The following is a 16,274-nucleotide window of genomic DNA, read 5'->3' as shown; positions in this document are numbered from 1 at the left end:
CCACATCACGATATTTATTCTATTGAAGATTTAGCCCAGCTGATCTTCGATATGAAAAATGCCAACAGAAATGCAAGAATCAATGTTAAATTGGTTTCTAAAGCGGGTGTCGGAACCATATCTGCGGGTGTTGCCAAAGCACATGCGGATGTGATTCTTATTGCAGGACACGATGGCGGAACGGGAGCATCGCCAATCAGCTCTATCAAACATGCTGGTTTACCATGGGAGCTGGGTTTAGCAGAAGCTCACCAGACTTTAGTTAAGAATAAACTAAGAAGCCGTGTAATATTGCAAGCAGACGGTCAGCTGAAAACAGGTCGAGATATTGCCGTTGCGGCATTATTAGGTGCAGAAGAGTGGGGCGTAGCAACAGCAGCTTTAGTTGCCGGAGGTTGTATCATGATGCGGAAATGTCATCTGAATACCTGTCCTGTCGGCGTAGCTACCCAGGATCCGGAATTAAGAAAACTGTTTAGTGGAAAGCCAGAGCATATTGTTAACCTGTTTAAGTTTATTGCTCAGGAACTGAGAGAAATCATGGCGGAACTTGGTTTCAAAACGGTAAACGAGATGGTGGGCAAAGCGCAATTCCTAAAACGTAAAGAGGGAATTACGCAATGGAAAGCTAAAAAAGTAGATCTGTCAGCCATTCTTCATCCGGTATCTATGCCTAAGGGAATGACGCTTTATAATAGCGAAAAGCAAGATCACGGAATTGATAACGTATTGGACTGGCAGTTAATAAAAAATGCCGAAGAAGCATTAAAAAGCAAAACTCCTGTATTTGGTACTTTTAAAGTAAAAAATACGGACAGGACTATCGGAACCATGTTGTCTAATGAGATTGCTAAACTATATGGTTCTGTCGGATTGCCAGATAATACCATCAATTACAAATTTGTAGGTTCTGCAGGGCAAAGTTTTGGAGCTTTTGTTTCCAAAGGTGTTTCTTTTGAATTGGAAGGCGAGGCCAATGACTATGTAGGAAAGGGATTGTCGGGAGGTCAGATAGCAGTTTATCCTTCCAAAGAAAGTAAGTTCAAAGCCGAAGAAAATATGATTGTAGGTAACGTAGTGCTTTACGGAGCCACTTCAGGAGAACTTTTTGTAAGAGGTATGGCTGGCGAGCGTTTCGCTGTGCGTAACTCGGGAGCTACTGCGGTTGTAGAAGGAATAGGAGATCATGGATGTGAATATATGACAGGTGGCAGGACTTTAATAATAGGTAAAACAGGAAGAAACTTTGCTGCTGGTATGAGTGGCGGTATTGCCTGGGTTTATGATGAAGATAGAAGCTTTGCATCTAAATATAATCCGGAAATGGTGGATTTAGATCCTTTAACTAAGCAGGACAAAGAGGATATTAAGAAGTTGTTGCAAAAACACCATCAGTTAACAGGAAGTACGGTAGCTCAAAAATTACTTGAAAACTGGGAAAAAGAGGCTTCTAAATTTATTAAAGTATTCCCTAAAGAATACAAAAAAGTATTGTCTCAACAGGTTGAATTAGAAAAAGTAGCTAGCTAAGGATTATGGGAAAGCCAACAGGATTTAAAGAATTCGGGAGAGAACTCCCTAAAAAAATAGAAGTACAAGAGCGTGTAAAACATTACGATGAGTTTATTGGCTCTTACAGCGAACAGGAATTAAATGCCCAGTCTGCAAGGTGTATGAACTGTGGAGTTCCGTTTTGTCACTCTGGTTGTCCGCTGGGAAATGTTATTCCTGAGTTTAATGATGCGGTATATCAGGGAGAATGGGAAGAAGCTTACAGAATTTTAAGCTCTACTAATAACTTCCCTGAATTTACAGGCAGAATTTGTCCGGCACCTTGCGAGTCTGCTTGTGTATTGGGAATCAACAAACCCGCAGTTGCTATTGAGGAAATAGAAAAGCATATTATAGAAATAGCTTTTTCTAAAGGTTTTGTAAAACCCAATAAATCTTTCATAAAAACAGGAAAGCGAGTAGCTGTCGTAGGTTCGGGGCCAGCAGGTTTAGCTGCCGCCGCACAATTGAACAAAGCAGGGCATGATGTGACGGTTTATGAACGTGATGATCATCCCGGAGGTTTGTTAAGATATGGAATACCTGATTTTAAACTGGACAAGAAAGTCGTAGAGCGCAGAATTGCTTTGATGGAAGAAAGCGGGGTAGTTTTTGTATGCAATACAGAAATAGGTAAAGATATAGAAGCGAAAGAGTTAGTGAAAGAATACGATGCGGTTCTTTTAGCAGGGGGCTCGATGGCCCCACGTGAAATGCCAATTCCGGGAAGAAACCTGAAAGGGATTCACCATGCTATGAACTTCCTGAGACAATCTAACAAGAGAGTAAGCAAAATTGCTTTCGAAGAAGAAGATATTCTGGCAACTGGAAAAGATGTAATTGTTATTGGAGCAGGAGATACAGGTTCAGACTGTATTGGAACCGCTAACCGACAAGCTGCAAAATCTATTGTTCAGTTCGATAGGAATGTAATTCCCCCAACAGAAAGACCAGAATATCAGCCCTGGCCAAATGTGCCAAAATTGTTCAAACCTTCGTCTTCTCAGGAAGAAGGTGTTAACAGAACCTTCAATATTGTTGCTAAAGAGTTTATAGGCGATGAACAGGGACATGTAAGTGGTGTTAAGGTTATTGATGTAATGTGGGAAGTAGAACCTAATGGAAGACCTATTAGATCTTCGATCGTAGAAGGCTCTGAGAGAATTTTACCTGCACAATTGGTATTGTTAGCATTGGGTTTTGCAAATCCTGTTTACGAAGGAATGCTTGAGCAGCTCAATGTAGGATTAGATGCCAGAAATAATGTTTCTGCCACAGAAAAAGACTACAGAACTAATGTAGACAAAGTGTTTGCTGCTGGCGATATGAGAAGAGGGCAATCGTTGGTAGTTTGGGCAATCTCTGAAGGTAGAGAAGCTGCTCGCGAGATTGATAAATATTTAATGGGATTCTCCAAATTGGAAAGCAAAGATGGCGTAGATGTCTTTGCCGATGTATTCTGATCAACTTAAACCATCCATAAACGCAGGGTTTGTCGGTAAAATGGCAAACCCTTTATTTTTCCGACGGATTTTTCTTTTTGTTAAGCAGTTTTTCTACAAAAGCTTTTTGTCTGTTTTCTTTTGTCTTTGCCTGCTTGGCAGTTAACAGCCAAACCACATATTCTTTTTTGTGCGTATAGCTAAGGCTGTCAAAGAAGGTCTTTGCTTTTGGTATGGGCTGTAATAAAGCTTCTAAATAATCCGGAAGTTTTATAATCCTGTTCTTGACATCAATAAATTCACCCAGCTCATTATTTGCAATAGCTGCATTACTAAAACTGGACACTTTAACTGCTGTGATCAGTTTTATTTGCAGTGCCGTCCAGTTTTTGTCGATAGCAACAGAAGCAACAGGTCTCAATCCGTATTTCTCCAAATCTGTCCAGGAAGACATCATTTCCAGATCTGTGGGAATGTCAGAAGTTTTTTTCGGGTAGCAAATCCAGAATAGGATTTTTGTAGATAAACTGAATTGAAGTTTGTCTAATGCACTATATAACTCATCGCTGTTTTTTGCGAATAAAATAATAACATCTCTATTTTCTTCGGTAGCGACGATGTCGAAACCCTTTTCAATCTCGTTGATAAAGTCTAAAAATTCATGAGGGGCATTTTGCATGTAGACCTTTTGTCCCGATTTGATTTTTAGTCTTTTTATCAATGATTGGTCCATGGTTTTTTATTTGTTCAATTTCGAGAAAAAATCCCACAGTACAATGCCCGTACTAATCACGATATTGAAGGAATGCTTAGTCCCAAACTGTGGAATTTCTATGCAGGTATCAATCTGTTTCATTACTTCTTCGCTTACGCCGTTTACTTCATTCCCAAAGAATAAGGCAAATTTTTCGTTGGGATCCGGTTCAAAATCTAAAAGGCTTACGCTGTTTTCTGCTTGTTCTATGGCAATAATTTGATAACCTTTTTCTTTTAAATCGCTAACAGCATCAGCTACATTGTCGAAATATTTCCAATCTATAGACTGCGTAGCGCCCAAAGCAGTTTTCTCAATCTCCCGATGCGGAGGTTGGGCAGTAATTCCGCAAAGGTACAAAGCTTCTACAGCAAAACCATCTGCCGTTCTAAAAGCAGAACCTACATTGTGCAAACTTCTTACATTATCTAAAACGACAACTATCGGCAATTTATCCTGATTCTTAAATTCTTCTACAGAAGGACGATTTAATTCATCCAGCTTCAGCTTTCTCATGGCGCAAAGATAATCAGCATCATGCTGTATATCCTATTATATTTCTTGATATTTGCAGCATGAATGAAAAGCTGAGTCCGTATTTACAGAAAATAGGTGTTGAAAAATTGAACGATATGCAGCTGGAGGCTTTGGCTGCATTAGAAAAAAATAAAAATCTGCTATTGCTTTCGCCAACCGGATCTGGCAAAACTTTAGCTTTCTTACTGCCGCTTTTATTGAAGCTGGAATCAAATAAAAAGGGTGTTCAGGCAGTTGTAGTTGTGCCTTCCAGAGAATTGGCTTTGCAAATAGAACAAGTCTTTAAATCTTTACAGACTGGTTTTAAAGTGACATGCTGTTATGGAGGTCATTCGGTGAAAATAGAAACAAGCAGTTTATTAAATGATGCACCAACCTTAGTTGTAGCTACTCCGGGCAGGTTAGCTTTTCATATAAGAGAAGGCAATTTCGATCTCTCTACAGTAGAAAACCTGGTTATGGATGAGTTTGATAAATCTTTAGAACTGGGTTTCGAAGATGATATTACCTACATTGTGAGAGAACTTTTTAAAGTACAGAGCATGATTTTAACTTCGGCTACTCAGTTTGAAGAATTACCTGCTTTTATAGCTTCCAGAGATTTTTTTCAACTTAATTTTCTACGAAAAGAAGAACATAAACCGGGCTTTACAACTGAAGTTATTCAGTGTGAATCTAAGGATAAGCTAAAAGCATTACTACATTTATTATGCAAGTATCCAAACGAATCGACTTTGGTTTTCTGCAATTTTAGGGAAGCTACCGAGCGTGTTTTTGAAATGTTGAGTGATAAAGGTATTTCTTCTGTTGTTTATCATGGTGGCTTAGATCAGCAAGACAGGGAAAAGGCTTTAATCAAGTTCAGGAACGGAACGGCTGCTGTTATTGTTAACACAGATTTGGCTTCGAGAGGCCTGGATATTCCAGATGTGCAGCATGTTATCCATTATCAGCTTCCGCTAAATGAGGAATCTTTTATTCACAGGAATGGCAGGACAGGAAGAATGAAGGCCGAAGGATTGGTACATTTGTTATTGTCTGACGAGGAATATAAACCAGAATATATTACCGACTTTACCGAAATTGAATTTGAAGGTGGAGATTTGCCTTTGCCATCAGCAACAGAATGGGTCACTTTTTACATTGCTGCGGGAAAAAAAGATAAGATTTCTAAAATGGATATTGCAGGACTTTTCTATAAAAAGGCATTTTTAAATAAGGATGATTTAGGCATGATTACTTTACAGGATAAGATGTCTTACGTAGCTGTGAAGAGAAAAAAATCCAGAAAAGTATTGGAAGTATTGAAAAACGAGAAGATAAAAGGGAAGAAGTACAGGATTGGAATTGACGCATGATACAAGAAATAAGGTGAATAAAATATTAACAATGCACACACTGGTGCAAGTGTCCGCTTGTATCTCTAGAGTTTATGTGAGCACAAGCGGATGCTTGCGCTATGTTATGCATGCTTGAACTACTATGGAGAATATCTGAATAGTTGTAAGTTTTAAGTTGTTATTTAGGGAGCTTACAATTTTCTTTCGTAAATAAAAAAGTCCGAACAACTTGTATTTTCGGAGTCTTCACCTGTATATGGATATTTGTTGGGAATGTGTTCTAAGAGTTGCCAATTCGAAATATTGTCTGAGATGAATCGTGTAAATTTTCGGGTTTTTTCGTGAAAATTCGCTCGTTTGTCATTATCGTGAGCGTAGATTATTACAAATTTTTCTGCTGCGGAAAACAGCTGTCTAATGTGTTGCTCGTAAATTTTGTATTCAACCAAATGGTAAATCACATCAAGCGAAAGTGTGAGTTCGGCTGTTTGATTGGTGTAATCGCCCAATAATAAAAAATGTTTTTTCTTGTCGTTAAAAAATAATTTTTTGCATATTTCCAGTGCTGTTGAACTGACATCAAAACCAGTATAATCTGGATATTCTGCTAGTGTAAGCTGATTTCCATCGCCACAACCGAATTCTATAATAGTTTTTACATTGTTTTTTCGGACAAAATCGTTCAAAACTTCGGCTTTAAATTTTGCTAAGTTGTTGTATGAACCTGCACCCGAATTTCCGCCTTTGGAATAACGGTCTTCCCAATATTTTTGAGATCCTGGAAACGGATTTCTAAGTTCCTTGATTTTTGTAACAACATATTCTGGCAAAATTGCTTTGATAATTTCTTTCATTGTTGTTTTTGCTTGTTTAATTATTTTATCGGCTGTCCTTTACAATGACAGCTAACATTGGGAAGTTTGTCAGGGTTCACCTTAGTGCTTCCAGCTTTGTTATACGAACATAAGCATTTGATGTGGATTTATTATCTGCGACTTTAAAAAGTTCACTTCCTTCAAAGTAATTGGATTTTGATATTAGTGGACGTTTGTATCTCTTGATACTGATTAATGTAAGGAAAAGCTGATACTTACGTAACTATGTGATTTTGTCTGTTACTGTATTAAGCTTATATTTAAATATTCTCCCGTTTTTTATTACAAAGATTTAGTGCAAAAGACGTAGGATGAACGTAAGATCAACGTAGGACAGTAACAGGTATAAAAGCCAGCTATATACTGGTTTAGCTATAGCCCGACATGTCCTTTAGAACATGTCGAACAATGGTTATTTATAGTCATAGATTTTTATACTTATATCTCCAGATCTCCTTCTCTTCCAATATCGCTGCGTTCTCCGGTAAAAACAGATAGGGCCATTTTAGCCAAAGCAATTAGCTGACCGTCTTTGCTTTCCCAATAATGTGCTTCCGTTGGAATAACTTTTATCAGGCTTATTGAAGGATCATCTTTGTCTTCAAACCAGGTATTAAAGGTAGGTTGCCATAGTTTTTCTACTTTTTCCTGATCTATAGTAATTTCGGAAATGCCGTAAACGTTTAGAAAATCTGAATATGTAGATGCCTGAAAGAACAGGTGAGTAAAAGGATCTTGCTCTATATCTTTGTTTTTAGCGCTGTCTTTTTTGCTTATGAACCAGATATTGCCGTCATCGTCAACTTCCAGAGCGGTCATGGGAATGGCGTTGGTTGGGATACCTGTTTTTATTCCGGTACAAAAGAAACAGGTTTTTGCTTTTTCAATTAAAGCTTTTAGTTTTTGGACAGCTTCTTGTCCTTGTAAATCATGAACTAAAGAATCATTATTGTTTTCCATAATAAATAGTGTTTGTAGATAAACTATTATACAAACACTATTCCATTCAGTTATGTATGAAGTTATTTATAAAAAATAAGCCTTCCATATTAACCAGCCCAATCAATATCCTTTTTCAGCAGATTCAGGGTTTTTTCTTCCAGACTGTTTGGTTCGGCCTGAAAATTATAGACCCACGAAGCCATTGGAGGCATGCTCATAAGTATCGATTCGATGCGCCCGTCGGTTTCCAGGCCAAATTTAGTTCCCGAATCGTACACTAAATTAAATTCTGCGTAACGGCTTCTGCGTTGGAATTGCCATTGTTTTTCTTCCAATCCGAATTTTTTATTTCGGGTTTCTTTCACCAATTCTGTATAAACAGGTACAAATGAACGGCCTACATTTTTGGAGAAATCAAAAATATTATCCCAGCTGATTCCTGTATTTTCCGGAGTAAGCCTGTCATAGAAAATACCGCCTATTCCCCGGGTTTCATGCCGGTGTTTGATATAGAAGTAATCGTCTGCCCATTTTTTGAATTTCGGATAAAATTCTAAATTGGATTGATCGCATACATTTTTAATATGGTTATGAAAGAAACGCGCATCTTTATCTATAATATAATGCGGAGTCACGTCTATACCTCCTCCAAACCATTTTAATGACTGATCATCATTAGAATCCATTTCAAAATAACGGATGTTCATATGAATAATAGGCACCCATGGATTGTGCGGATGAAGTACAATAGAAACACCGGTAGCAAAAAACTCTTCTTTATCCGTTTTAAATGCTTTCTTCACAGCTTCGGGCAACTTTCCATAAACAGCAGAAAAATTAACACCGCCTTTTTCAATCAAATCTCCATTCTGGATTACACGGGTTCTTCCACCGCCACCGCCAGGTCTTTCCCAATTTTCTTCTTCAAATAGGGTAAGTCCATCCAGTTGCTCTAACCCGGAAGTAATTTCGTCTTGTATCTTTTTGTAATCTTCTGCAATCCTATCCTTATTCAACATCAGCTTATTGTTAATTTTAATTTATTTCTATACGCCGCGAGCAGCATTGTTCTGGAAGCAAAGCCTTCCAGGTCCTCACCGTCAAAAATGGGAATTAATTGGATATTTGTTTTATCGAAAATATCTATAATTTCCACAACAGAGGATTTCAGATTCAATTTTATCTCATTGGATAATATCAGTTCCCGGGCTGTAATATTTTCCTGCAGTTCCGGATTAAGTAAGATCTTTCTTACCCTATCGAAGGTAATAAATCCTCTATATGTATGCTCCTGATCGTAAATCGCAATAATATCGGCGTCAGATTTTCTAAACTGATGCAGAATATCTGCAAGAGAGCAATCTCCTTCCATTACTTCAAAATTCCTGTTAGTGATTTCATGGATTTTGATAAGCGATAAGATATTGTCATCATAATTCTCAGAAAATACTTTTTTCTCTTTAATCAAGCTCTTCAAATCCATAGAGTAAGGTTCGAAGAATTTGGCAATAAGATAAGACGAAGTAGAAACAATCATTAACGGTATAATCAATTCATATCCTCCGGTTATTTCTGCGATCAGGAAGATTCCGGTAAGCGGCGCATACATTACCCCACTTAAAATTCCACACATGCCTACTAATGTGAAATTGCCTAACGGAAGGTTTTTTAAGCCGAATTGATCAAGGCAGACTGCAAAGAAAAATCCTAAAAATGCCCCCGTAAATAAAGAAGGAGCAAAGTTACCGCCACTACCTCCACTGGATAAAGTGATGGATGTAGCGAAAGTTTTTGTAAGTATAATAAGACCAGAAAAAGCAATGATTGTCCATTGATTGTATCCGCTGAAATTAAAGAAGGTTCCTTTTAAAATTTCCTGCGGTGTATTGGAAGCCAGATATTTTATACTTTGGTAACCCTCTCCAAATAACGGGGGAAACAAAAAGCATAAAAGAGCCAATATTAGTCCACCCAATAAGGCTTTTGAGTAGCTATTCCATTTTATGTAATTATGAAAGAAAAAATCAACTTTTTTCGCCATTCTTACATAGTAAATAGATACTAAACCGCTAAGTATGCCCAAAAGAATATACAGTGGGACATTTTGATGGTTAAATTCACGGAGTGCCTCAAACTCGAATAAAATATCGTTGTTTAAAATAATTTTGGAGAGCAAGGCTCCTGTAACGGCAGAGATAATTAGCGGAATAAAATCGGAAAAAACTACACCAACCAAAAGTATTTCCAGAGAAAACATGAGGCCTGTGATTGGAGCATTAAAGACGGCCGCAATGCCAGCTGAAGAACCACAAGCTAAAAGCAATACCCTTTCACGATAAGAAAGGCGGTAAGTTCTGGCATAATTGGAGCCGACAGCTGCGCCTGTAACTGCAATTGGAGATTCAAGACCTGCAGATCCGCCAAAGCCTATTGTTAAGGTACTGGCGATTATCTGTGAATACATTTTATATTTAGGTACAACGCCGGAACGCTGTGAAATATCCTGTAAAATGGGGGCAATTCCTTTTCCGTCTTTTCCTTTTAGAAAAACCTTTACAACCCACACTGTCAGCAATAACCCAGTTAAAGGGAGGAATAGGTTGAGGTACGGATAGTTGAAAAAATTAAGCTGCTCTGTTACCAATGTATTGATATGATGTACAGCCGTTTTTAAGATAATTGCCGCAGTCCCAGCAGACAAGCCTACAAGTATTCCAGACAGCACCAGAAACTGGTTTCTTGTTAAATGTTGATTGATATACCTGATTACTGCTTTGTGCCGCTGAAAATAATTCATTTTATTCTTCTATATAATCGAGATCTTTGCCATAGGTCTCTTCCAAATTATACACTGAGATAAAAGCTATAGTTATACAAACTGTACCTACCATTAAAGCCGCATTGATAATTCCCAGTGGTGTTTTCAACCATTCGAAGCTCAATGTTACCAGAACAAGAGAACCACGAATAAAGTTTGGAACTGTTGTAGTTACTGTAGCTCTTAAATTAGTGCCAAATTGTTCTGCTGCGATGGTTACAAAAATAACCCAAAAACCGGTCGATAATCCCAAAAGCACACAAATTATATAAAACCTTTCTGTTGTCATTTCTGACGAGAAAAGATAAATAAGCACACTTATTAATGTAGCTACTAAAAAGCCGGCTACTACTTTTTTTCTGGTTTTGAAATATTGGCTCAGTAAGCCGGAGATCATATCACCTATAGAAATCCCTAAATAGGTGAACATAATTCCTTTTCCGGCACTTAAAGGTTCTGTTGCTCCTAGCGCATCACCAAATTCCGGAGCAAAGGTAACTAAAATACCTACAACAAACCATGTTGGCAGGGCTATAAGCGTACAGTTAAGATATTTCTTAAACCGTTTCCAGTTGCCTAAAATCATCATAAAGTCGCCCTTTCTGATGTTTTTATCTTGTATTTTATGGAACATTCCTGATTCAAATACGCCTATACGCAGAATTAACAGAATAATTCCCATTCCTCCGCCAATAAAGTAGGCGGTTTGCCAGGCAAATTTGTCTCCAATTAATCCGGCAGTAACCGCACCAAGCAGACCAATAGAGGCAACCAGCATAGTGCCATAACCGCGTTTTTCTTTACTCATACTCTCTGTAACCAGCGTAATGCCTGCGCCCAGTTCGCCTGCCAGACCAACACCGGCAATAAACCTTATTACACCGTAAGCAAATACATCAGTCACAAAACCGTTGGCAATATTAGCAGCAGAATACATTAGAATAGAACCAAACAGTACCTGCAGTCTTCCTTTTTTATCCCCCCATATTCCCCATAAAAGACCGCCAACAAGCATTCCTATCATCTGGGCATTAATTAATGTTACGCCTACAGACAGCAGGTCTTCATCTGCTACACCAATACCTTTAAGGCTGGCAACCCTGATAACAGAGAAAAGTACGAGGTCGTACATATCTACAAAGTAGCCTAAAGAAGCTACAATAATCAGTAAAACAATGTTTTTGTTCGATTTAGAATCAGTTGTGGAATTCATATATCCGTTTAAATTTCAGGTTTCAAACATCCGAAAAATCTGAATAAGTTGAATTCCTATTGTAATATTTTTTTCATAATAGCCATCTCTTTCTGTATGTAGGTTTTATTTTAAGACCTTTGCGTCTCATGAATGTGAATGCTAACATATTGAAATGGGCGCTTAGAATGTATCCACCTTTGCTTTTGCAGAGGATTTGGGTTGTTCGTTTTGCAAAGGATTTTACTTCGGTAGAAGTTAAGATCAATAAAAGCCTGTTCAATAAGAATTATAACGGGACTATTTTTGGCGGAACTATTTTTAGTGCCGGAGATCCTTTTTTTGCTGTTCTGTTCGATCAGGTTTTTAAAAAAAGAGGTTATAAAACAATAGCCTGGTTAAAAAGTGCGCATATTCAATATCTGAAACCTGGAGATACTGATCTGTTTTTTAAGATAGGAATTACCGATAAAGATATTTCAGAAGCTCAGATTGCTATGGATTCTATAGGCAAGTTTGTGAAAACTTATCAAATTGAGATAAAAAATAAAAGGGGCGAATTGTGTGCTGTTATCCAGAACGAGGTATATATCCGAAATTTGGGCAAACATCAAAATGCTGTTCGGGGATAAATTAGTGTGAAGCATGAGGAAACTTTTTTCTGGATACAAACAGCATTATAGGGATAATTTGGTATTGGCCATTCCGGTTGTTATTTCGCAATTGGGGCATACGCTGGTACAAACGGCAGATAGCATTATTGTAGGTCATTTTGCGGGGACTATCTCACTTGCGGCGTCTTCTTTAGTTCATAGTATTTTTATGGTAACGATGGTTGTTGGAATAGGTATTTCCTATGGTCTAACACCATTAATTGCACAGGAAAACGGGCGAGGGAATAAAACTGAATGCGGAAAGCTTTTGTCAAACAGTTTGTATCTGAATATTGTGACAGGAATCTTATTGTTTCTGTTTATCTATTTAGGATCGGTATTTTTAATCAATCATCTTAAACAGGACGCTACAGTAATTGCAGAGGCAAAGCCTTATCTTAACGTTTTAGGTTTTTCTATTATTCCTTTAATGGTTTTTTTAACGTTTAAGCAGTTTGCGGAAGGCTTAGGCTTTACAAAGCAAGCCATGATGGTTTCTATTTGGGGAAATGTACTGAATGTAATTTTAGGAGTTACCTTTGTTAAAGGTTTGTTTGGTATTAAACCTATGGGGTTGATAGGAGTGGGGTATAGTACTTTAATAGATCGCAGTCTAATGGCGGTGGTAATGGCCGTGTATGTTTTCAGATCTAAACATTTTAGAGATTATCTCAGTCAATTTGCTTTTCGTTTAATAGATAAGGTCAGAATGTGGAAGATTTTTAAGATTGGTTTGCCTACAGCATTACAATATACTTTTGAGGTAAGTGCATTTAGTGGAGCGGCTATTTTAATAGGTACTATTGGTGCGGTAGAACAAGCGTCGCATCAGGTAGCCATTAATTTGGCGGCAATGACTTATATGATGGCCAGTGGTATTGCTTCTGCTGCGGGGATAAAATCAGGAAATAATTTTGGAAAGAGAGATTTTTTAAATTTGCGACAGTCAGCCTTGGCCAGCTATCACATAGCAATAGCCTTTATGTGCTTTACAGCTATCTTTTTTGTAGCCTTCAACGGGTTTTTACCAAAACTATTTACAGATGATGGTTCAGTCATAAACATCGCATCAGGATTGCTGTTAATAGCTGCTTTATTTCAGCTTTTTGACGGAACACAAGTAATTGGCTTGGGAGTGCTGAGGGGTATGGGAGATGTAAATGTCCCAACATTAATTACGTTTGCCTCGTATTGGATTTTTGGCTTACCCATAGGTTACTTGTTAGGTATTGTAATGGGGATTGGTGTAAATGGTATTTGGTTAGGACTAACACTAGGATTGTTAGTAGCTAGTTTACTTTTGTTTTTTCGCTTTAATATGCTTACCAAAAAATATAATAAAACATTGGTGTCTTTAAGCTGATACCTGATTTTTAAACTTAATATTAATAGATAAGATCAATTTTTGAATTTCAACTTTTTACTTATAAAATGGATACGAACAAATTATTAAAGAACTTTAGATTTATTGCTTATTGGGAAGGTTGGTCTTATCTGGCCATTTTTGTCACCATGATTTTTAAATATGTATTCAAAATGGGAACTGCAAACTTTATCGTAGGTTCTGTGCATGGTGCGCTGTTTATTATATATATGATTTTGTTATTACTTTTATTGCTGAATAAAAGAATTAATTTCATGCAGGCAGTAATAGGTTTTATAGTTTCTTTAATTCCATTTGGGACATTTATCGCCGAAAAGAAATGGTTTTCTAAATGGTAGATTTAAGTGTTTTTCATCCTAATTTGAACTTATCTAATGCAAATAACAAACGAAGAAGAATTAGCAGGTATTAAAGCTATTAGTAAGGCTGTAGCAGATACGCTGAAAGCGATGTCCGACTATGCCAAAGAAGGAGTTTCTACTAAGGAACTGGACGATTTTGGAGGTGAATTTTTAAGCAATTTAGGTGCTAAATCGGCTCCAAAATTAACTTATGATTTCCCGGGATGGACCTGTATTAGTATAAACAACGAAGTTGCCCACGGTATCCCCTCAGAGAAGACAATATTGAAAAATGGAGATTTAATCAATATAGATGTTTCTGCGGAATTGAATGGTTACTGGGCAGATAACGGATGTTCTTTTGTTATTGGAGATGATGTAAACAATCATGCTAAACTGATAGAAACCTCTAAAAATATTCTCAAAAAAGCTATTTCCCGAATAAAAGGCGGAGTGAAGATTAATGAAATTGGTAAGTTCATAGAAACTGAAGCTAAAAGGAACGGTTTTAAAGTAATTAAAAATTTGACAGGACACGGAGTGGGAAGAAGTTTGCATGAAGAACCTCATGAAGTCGCCAATTTTTACGATAAATACAATCAGACAAGATTCAGAAAAAACTCTGTTGTAGCTGTAGAGACATTTATTGCTACTCATTCTACATTTGCAGATACTTTATCTGATGGCTGGACCTTGGTAGGAAATAACGGAGGTTTTGTTGCACAGCATGAACATACTATTCTGGTAACAGACGGAGAGCCTAAAATTCTTACCACAGGCAATGGAGTTTGGGATTAGCCGATTCTCGGTTTTTAGCTTTAATATTCAACTTGATTTGAAGTTTCCACTTTAAACTTTTAACTTTCTGTAAACACTGGTCTATGGGAATCAATAAATGGTTAAGAGTAAGTCTTGTTTTTTTGTTCTTGCTGTCATCCTGCAATAGTATTAAACAAAGCCCTTTAAATGCTTATTTAAAAAGTAGCAATTGTAATCAGCAAAACTTATCTTCCTATTCAACAGAACAGTTGCCAATTCCATTGCATAAACAGAACTTGGACCCCTTTTTTGCAAGCAAGCTATCTCCTAAAGCTTTAAATGTGGCCAATTCAATTGGAATATTAGACCTTCTAGCTAATTATTATCAAAAGGAACTGGCGTATAAACGAAAATCTTCTACCGAAGCAAAATTAGATATGATAGATCTTTCTCAATCTATCAATCAAAAGATAAATATCGCCTCTTTGGAAATTTCGGCAGTGGCGTCTGAACTGGATTGTGAAGAAGAAAGAACTCAGCAAATTGCAACCTATTTAAGTAATCTGGAATCTGACAAAGAATCCAAATTAACGGTTGGTGCAATTGTAGTGGGAGCAACAAGTGCGATTTTAGCGGGCCTGTTTATTAATAGTAAGCATGATGATGTTGGCGATTATATCGGATTAGGAGCAGGTATAGCAGAAGCAGGACTGGGGTTGGCTATATTGGCTAATAAGAAGAAAGTGGACTTTTATCATGAGAGAAATGCATTGCGGGATATTTGGGAAGGTCACGAAACATCCACTATTTTCTCACCAGCTATCTGGTATTATCTAAATTATTACAATGAAGAAGAACCAGAAAGCAAATCTTTGCGTTATCAGATTATCGATAAATGGATGAACTTTGGGCAAATTGCCGAAACTAAGAATTCGGAATCGCGAAGAGCATTAATAAATTTATATTTTGGAACCGGAGGGAAATACACTTCCGAGCAATTGAAAAACAGAGCAGATATGCTGGATCAATTGGAGTCGAATATTACATTAATGAAGCAGGATTTGAAAAGCTTAGCTATTGAATTTGAAAACAGTAAAATGAAAGCGCAATGAAAAAACTAATTGGATTCTTATTTCTGGTAATTATTATAAACAGTGCTTTTAATACCGATATTAAAGAAAGCGATGTACCAGAGGCTGTGAAACGAGGTTTCAAAAAATTATATCCTAATAGTTATGTTTACGAATGGGAGTTCAAAAAGAAAAGTAATGTTTACGAAGCCGAATTCTATTTAAAAGGGGAGAAGTATAAGTCTTATTTCGATGCACAGGGAGAATGGCAAAAGACCGAAATTGAAGTTAAGAATAAAGCTTTGCCAGAAGTAATCTCAAAGCAGCTGGCTCAAACGAAATATGCCAATTGGAAAATTGACGATGTCAAAAGACAACTGACCCCAAAAACTAAAAATGTAATTTATATAGTTGAAGTAGAACAGGGCAAACAGGAAACTTGGCTTAGTTTTTCACTTGATGGGAAACTGTTGTCAGAACAGCCAAAGAAGTAACTCAGTTATGCATTAATGAATATAAAGAGGTTGTTTCATAATCGAAATTGTCATCCCGATACTCGGGAAGCGGAGTCGAAATGTTCTTTGATTGTTCAGAAAAAGACTTCTACTTCGCTCAG

At 37.2% G+C, this 16,274-nt stretch carries 16 protein-coding genes; 9 read left to right on the top strand and 7 right to left on the bottom strand.

Annotated features, from left to right (window positions below; all coding sequences use genetic code 11):
* Together ABWO41_RS07130 and ABWO41_RS07125 are read left to right on the top strand one after the other, a co-directional pair.
* Positions 1–1,530 (top strand): GltB/FmdC/FwdC-like GXGXG domain-containing protein (locus ABWO41_RS07130; protein WP_353135606.1); only part of this gene is annotated, 1,530 nt, incomplete at its 5' end.
* 5 nt (positions 1,531–1,535) lie between these two features.
* Positions 1,536–3,014 (top strand): glutamate synthase subunit beta, encoded by a 1,479-nt coding sequence (locus tag ABWO41_RS07125; protein WP_353135603.1) that lies wholly within the window; start codon positions 1,536–1,538, stop codon positions 3,012–3,014.
* A 52-nt stretch (positions 3,015–3,066) separates the two neighbouring features.
* Here the strand turns inward: ABWO41_RS07125 and ABWO41_RS07120 are convergent, their stop codons facing one another.
* Entirely contained in the window at positions 3,067–3,726 is a 660-nt protein-coding gene (locus ABWO41_RS07120; protein WP_353135600.1) for a YdeI/OmpD-associated family protein, read from the bottom strand.
* Between the two features lie 6 nt (positions 3,727–3,732).
* A complete protein-coding gene (locus ABWO41_RS07115; RefSeq protein WP_353135597.1) occupies positions 3,733–4,263 on the bottom strand; it encodes an RNA methyltransferase in 531 nt (176 codons plus the stop codon).
* Positions 4,264–4,322: 59 nt separating this feature from the next.
* Between ABWO41_RS07115 and ABWO41_RS07110 the strand changes: the two genes are divergently transcribed.
* Positions 4,323–5,642, top strand: coding sequence for a DEAD/DEAH box helicase (locus tag ABWO41_RS07110; protein ID WP_353135594.1), 1,320 nt, complete (start codon positions 4,323–4,325; stop codon positions 5,640–5,642).
* A gap of 173 nt (positions 5,643–5,815) precedes the next feature.
* Here the strand turns inward: ABWO41_RS07110 and ABWO41_RS07105 are convergent, their stop codons facing one another.
* From ABWO41_RS07105 to ABWO41_RS07085, 5 genes are all read right to left on the bottom strand, one after another.
* Positions 5,816–6,478 carry a methyltransferase domain-containing protein gene (locus ABWO41_RS07105; RefSeq protein WP_353135591.1) on the bottom strand — a complete coding sequence of 221 codons (663 nt, stop codon included), beginning with the start codon at positions 6,476–6,478 and terminating at the stop codon, positions 5,816–5,818.
* Between the two features lie 459 nt (positions 6,479–6,937).
* On the bottom strand, positions 6,938–7,459 hold the full coding sequence (locus ABWO41_RS07100) for a pyridoxamine 5'-phosphate oxidase family protein (RefSeq protein WP_353135588.1): 522 nt from the start codon (positions 7,457–7,459) through the stop codon (positions 6,938–6,940).
* 89 nt (positions 7,460–7,548) lie between these two features.
* Positions 7,549–8,460 (bottom strand): oxygen-dependent coproporphyrinogen oxidase, encoded by a 912-nt coding sequence (gene hemF, locus ABWO41_RS07095; protein WP_353135585.1) that lies wholly within the window; start codon positions 8,458–8,460, stop codon positions 7,549–7,551.
* A complete protein-coding gene (locus ABWO41_RS07090; RefSeq protein WP_353135582.1) occupies positions 8,460–10,238 on the bottom strand; it encodes a chloride channel protein in 1,779 nt (592 codons plus the stop codon). Before ABWO41_RS07090 ends, hemF begins: the two co-directional genes overlap by 1 nt.
* 1 nt (position 10,239) lies before the next feature.
* Positions 10,240–11,472 (bottom strand): MFS transporter, encoded by a 1,233-nt coding sequence (locus ABWO41_RS07085; RefSeq protein ID WP_353135579.1) that lies wholly within the window; start codon positions 11,470–11,472, stop codon positions 10,240–10,242.
* Positions 11,473–11,600: 128 nt separating this feature from the next.
* On the opposite strand from ABWO41_RS07085, the gene ABWO41_RS07080 reads away from it, so the two are divergent.
* From ABWO41_RS07080 to ABWO41_RS07055, 6 genes are all read left to right on the top strand, one after another.
* Positions 11,601–12,083, top strand: a complete 483-nt coding sequence (locus tag ABWO41_RS07080; RefSeq protein WP_353135576.1) for a PaaI family thioesterase — start codon at positions 11,601–11,603, stop codon at positions 12,081–12,083.
* Between the two features lie 13 nt (positions 12,084–12,096).
* Positions 12,097–13,467: an MATE family efflux transporter gene (locus ABWO41_RS07075; RefSeq protein WP_353135574.1), complete on the top strand. Its 1,371-nt coding sequence runs from the start codon at positions 12,097–12,099 to the stop codon at positions 13,465–13,467.
* Between the two features lie 68 nt (positions 13,468–13,535).
* Positions 13,536–13,826, top strand: a complete 291-nt coding sequence (locus ABWO41_RS07070; protein WP_353135571.1) for a DUF3817 domain-containing protein — start codon at positions 13,536–13,538, stop codon at positions 13,824–13,826.
* Between the two features lie 36 nt (positions 13,827–13,862).
* Positions 13,863–14,627: a type I methionyl aminopeptidase gene (gene map / locus ABWO41_RS07065; RefSeq protein ID WP_353135568.1), complete on the top strand. Its 765-nt coding sequence runs from the start codon at positions 13,863–13,865 to the stop codon at positions 14,625–14,627.
* A gap of 83 nt (positions 14,628–14,710) precedes the next feature.
* Positions 14,711–15,700 carry a hypothetical protein gene (locus ABWO41_RS07060; protein ID WP_353135565.1) on the top strand — a complete coding sequence of 330 codons (990 nt, stop codon included), beginning with the start codon at positions 14,711–14,713 and terminating at the stop codon, positions 15,698–15,700.
* Entirely contained in the window at positions 15,697–16,152 is a 456-nt protein-coding gene (locus ABWO41_RS07055) for a PepSY-like domain-containing protein (protein WP_353135562.1), read from the top strand. The genes ABWO41_RS07060 and ABWO41_RS07055 overlap by 4 nt, the downstream gene beginning before the upstream one ends.
* Positions 16,153–16,274: the final 122 nt, after the last annotated feature.

The organism is Pseudopedobacter sp. (assembly GCF_040392825.1).
Taxonomy (GTDB): Bacteria; Bacteroidota; Bacteroidia; order Sphingobacteriales; family Sphingobacteriaceae; genus Pseudopedobacter.
The sequence above is the reverse complement of the archived record's forward strand: the minus strand, read 5'-3'. Positions and strand labels throughout refer to the sequence as shown.

Coding starts and splice junctions, on each gene's coding strand:
- ABWO41_RS07125 (WP_353135603.1), top strand. CDS start 1,536: ATGGGAAAGCCAACAGGATTTAAAGAATTCGGGAGAGAACTCCCTAAA.
- ABWO41_RS07120 (WP_353135600.1), bottom strand. CDS start 3,726: ATGGACCAATCATTGATAAAAAGACTAAAAATCAAATCGGGACAAAAG.
- ABWO41_RS07115 (WP_353135597.1), bottom strand. CDS start 4,263: ATGAGAAAGCTGAAGCTGGATGAATTAAATCGTCCTTCTGTAGAAGAA.
- ABWO41_RS07110 (WP_353135594.1), top strand. CDS start 4,323: ATGAATGAAAAGCTGAGTCCGTATTTACAGAAAATAGGTGTTGAAAAA.
- ABWO41_RS07105 (WP_353135591.1), bottom strand. CDS start 6,478: ATGAAAGAAATTATCAAAGCAATTTTGCCAGAATATGTTGTTACAAAA.
- ABWO41_RS07100 (WP_353135588.1), bottom strand. CDS start 7,459: ATGGAAAACAATAATGATTCTTTAGTTCATGATTTACAAGGACAAGAA.
- hemF (WP_353135585.1), bottom strand. CDS start 8,460: ATGTTGAATAAGGATAGGATTGCAGAAGATTACAAAAAGATACAAGAC.
- ABWO41_RS07090 (WP_353135582.1), bottom strand. CDS start 10,238: ATGAATTATTTTCAGCGGCACAAAGCAGTAATCAGGTATATCAATCAA.
- ABWO41_RS07085 (WP_353135579.1), bottom strand. CDS start 11,472: ATGAATTCCACAACTGATTCTAAATCGAACAAAAACATTGTTTTACTG.
- ABWO41_RS07080 (WP_353135576.1), top strand. CDS start 11,601: ATGAATGTGAATGCTAACATATTGAAATGGGCGCTTAGAATGTATCCA.
- ABWO41_RS07075 (WP_353135574.1), top strand. CDS start 12,097: ATGAGGAAACTTTTTTCTGGATACAAACAGCATTATAGGGATAATTTG.
- ABWO41_RS07070 (WP_353135571.1), top strand. CDS start 13,536: ATGGATACGAACAAATTATTAAAGAACTTTAGATTTATTGCTTATTGG.
- map (WP_353135568.1), top strand. CDS start 13,863: ATGCAAATAACAAACGAAGAAGAATTAGCAGGTATTAAAGCTATTAGT.
- ABWO41_RS07060 (WP_353135565.1), top strand. CDS start 14,711: ATGGGAATCAATAAATGGTTAAGAGTAAGTCTTGTTTTTTTGTTCTTG.
- ABWO41_RS07055 (WP_353135562.1), top strand. CDS start 15,697: ATGAAAAAACTAATTGGATTCTTATTTCTGGTAATTATTATAAACAGT.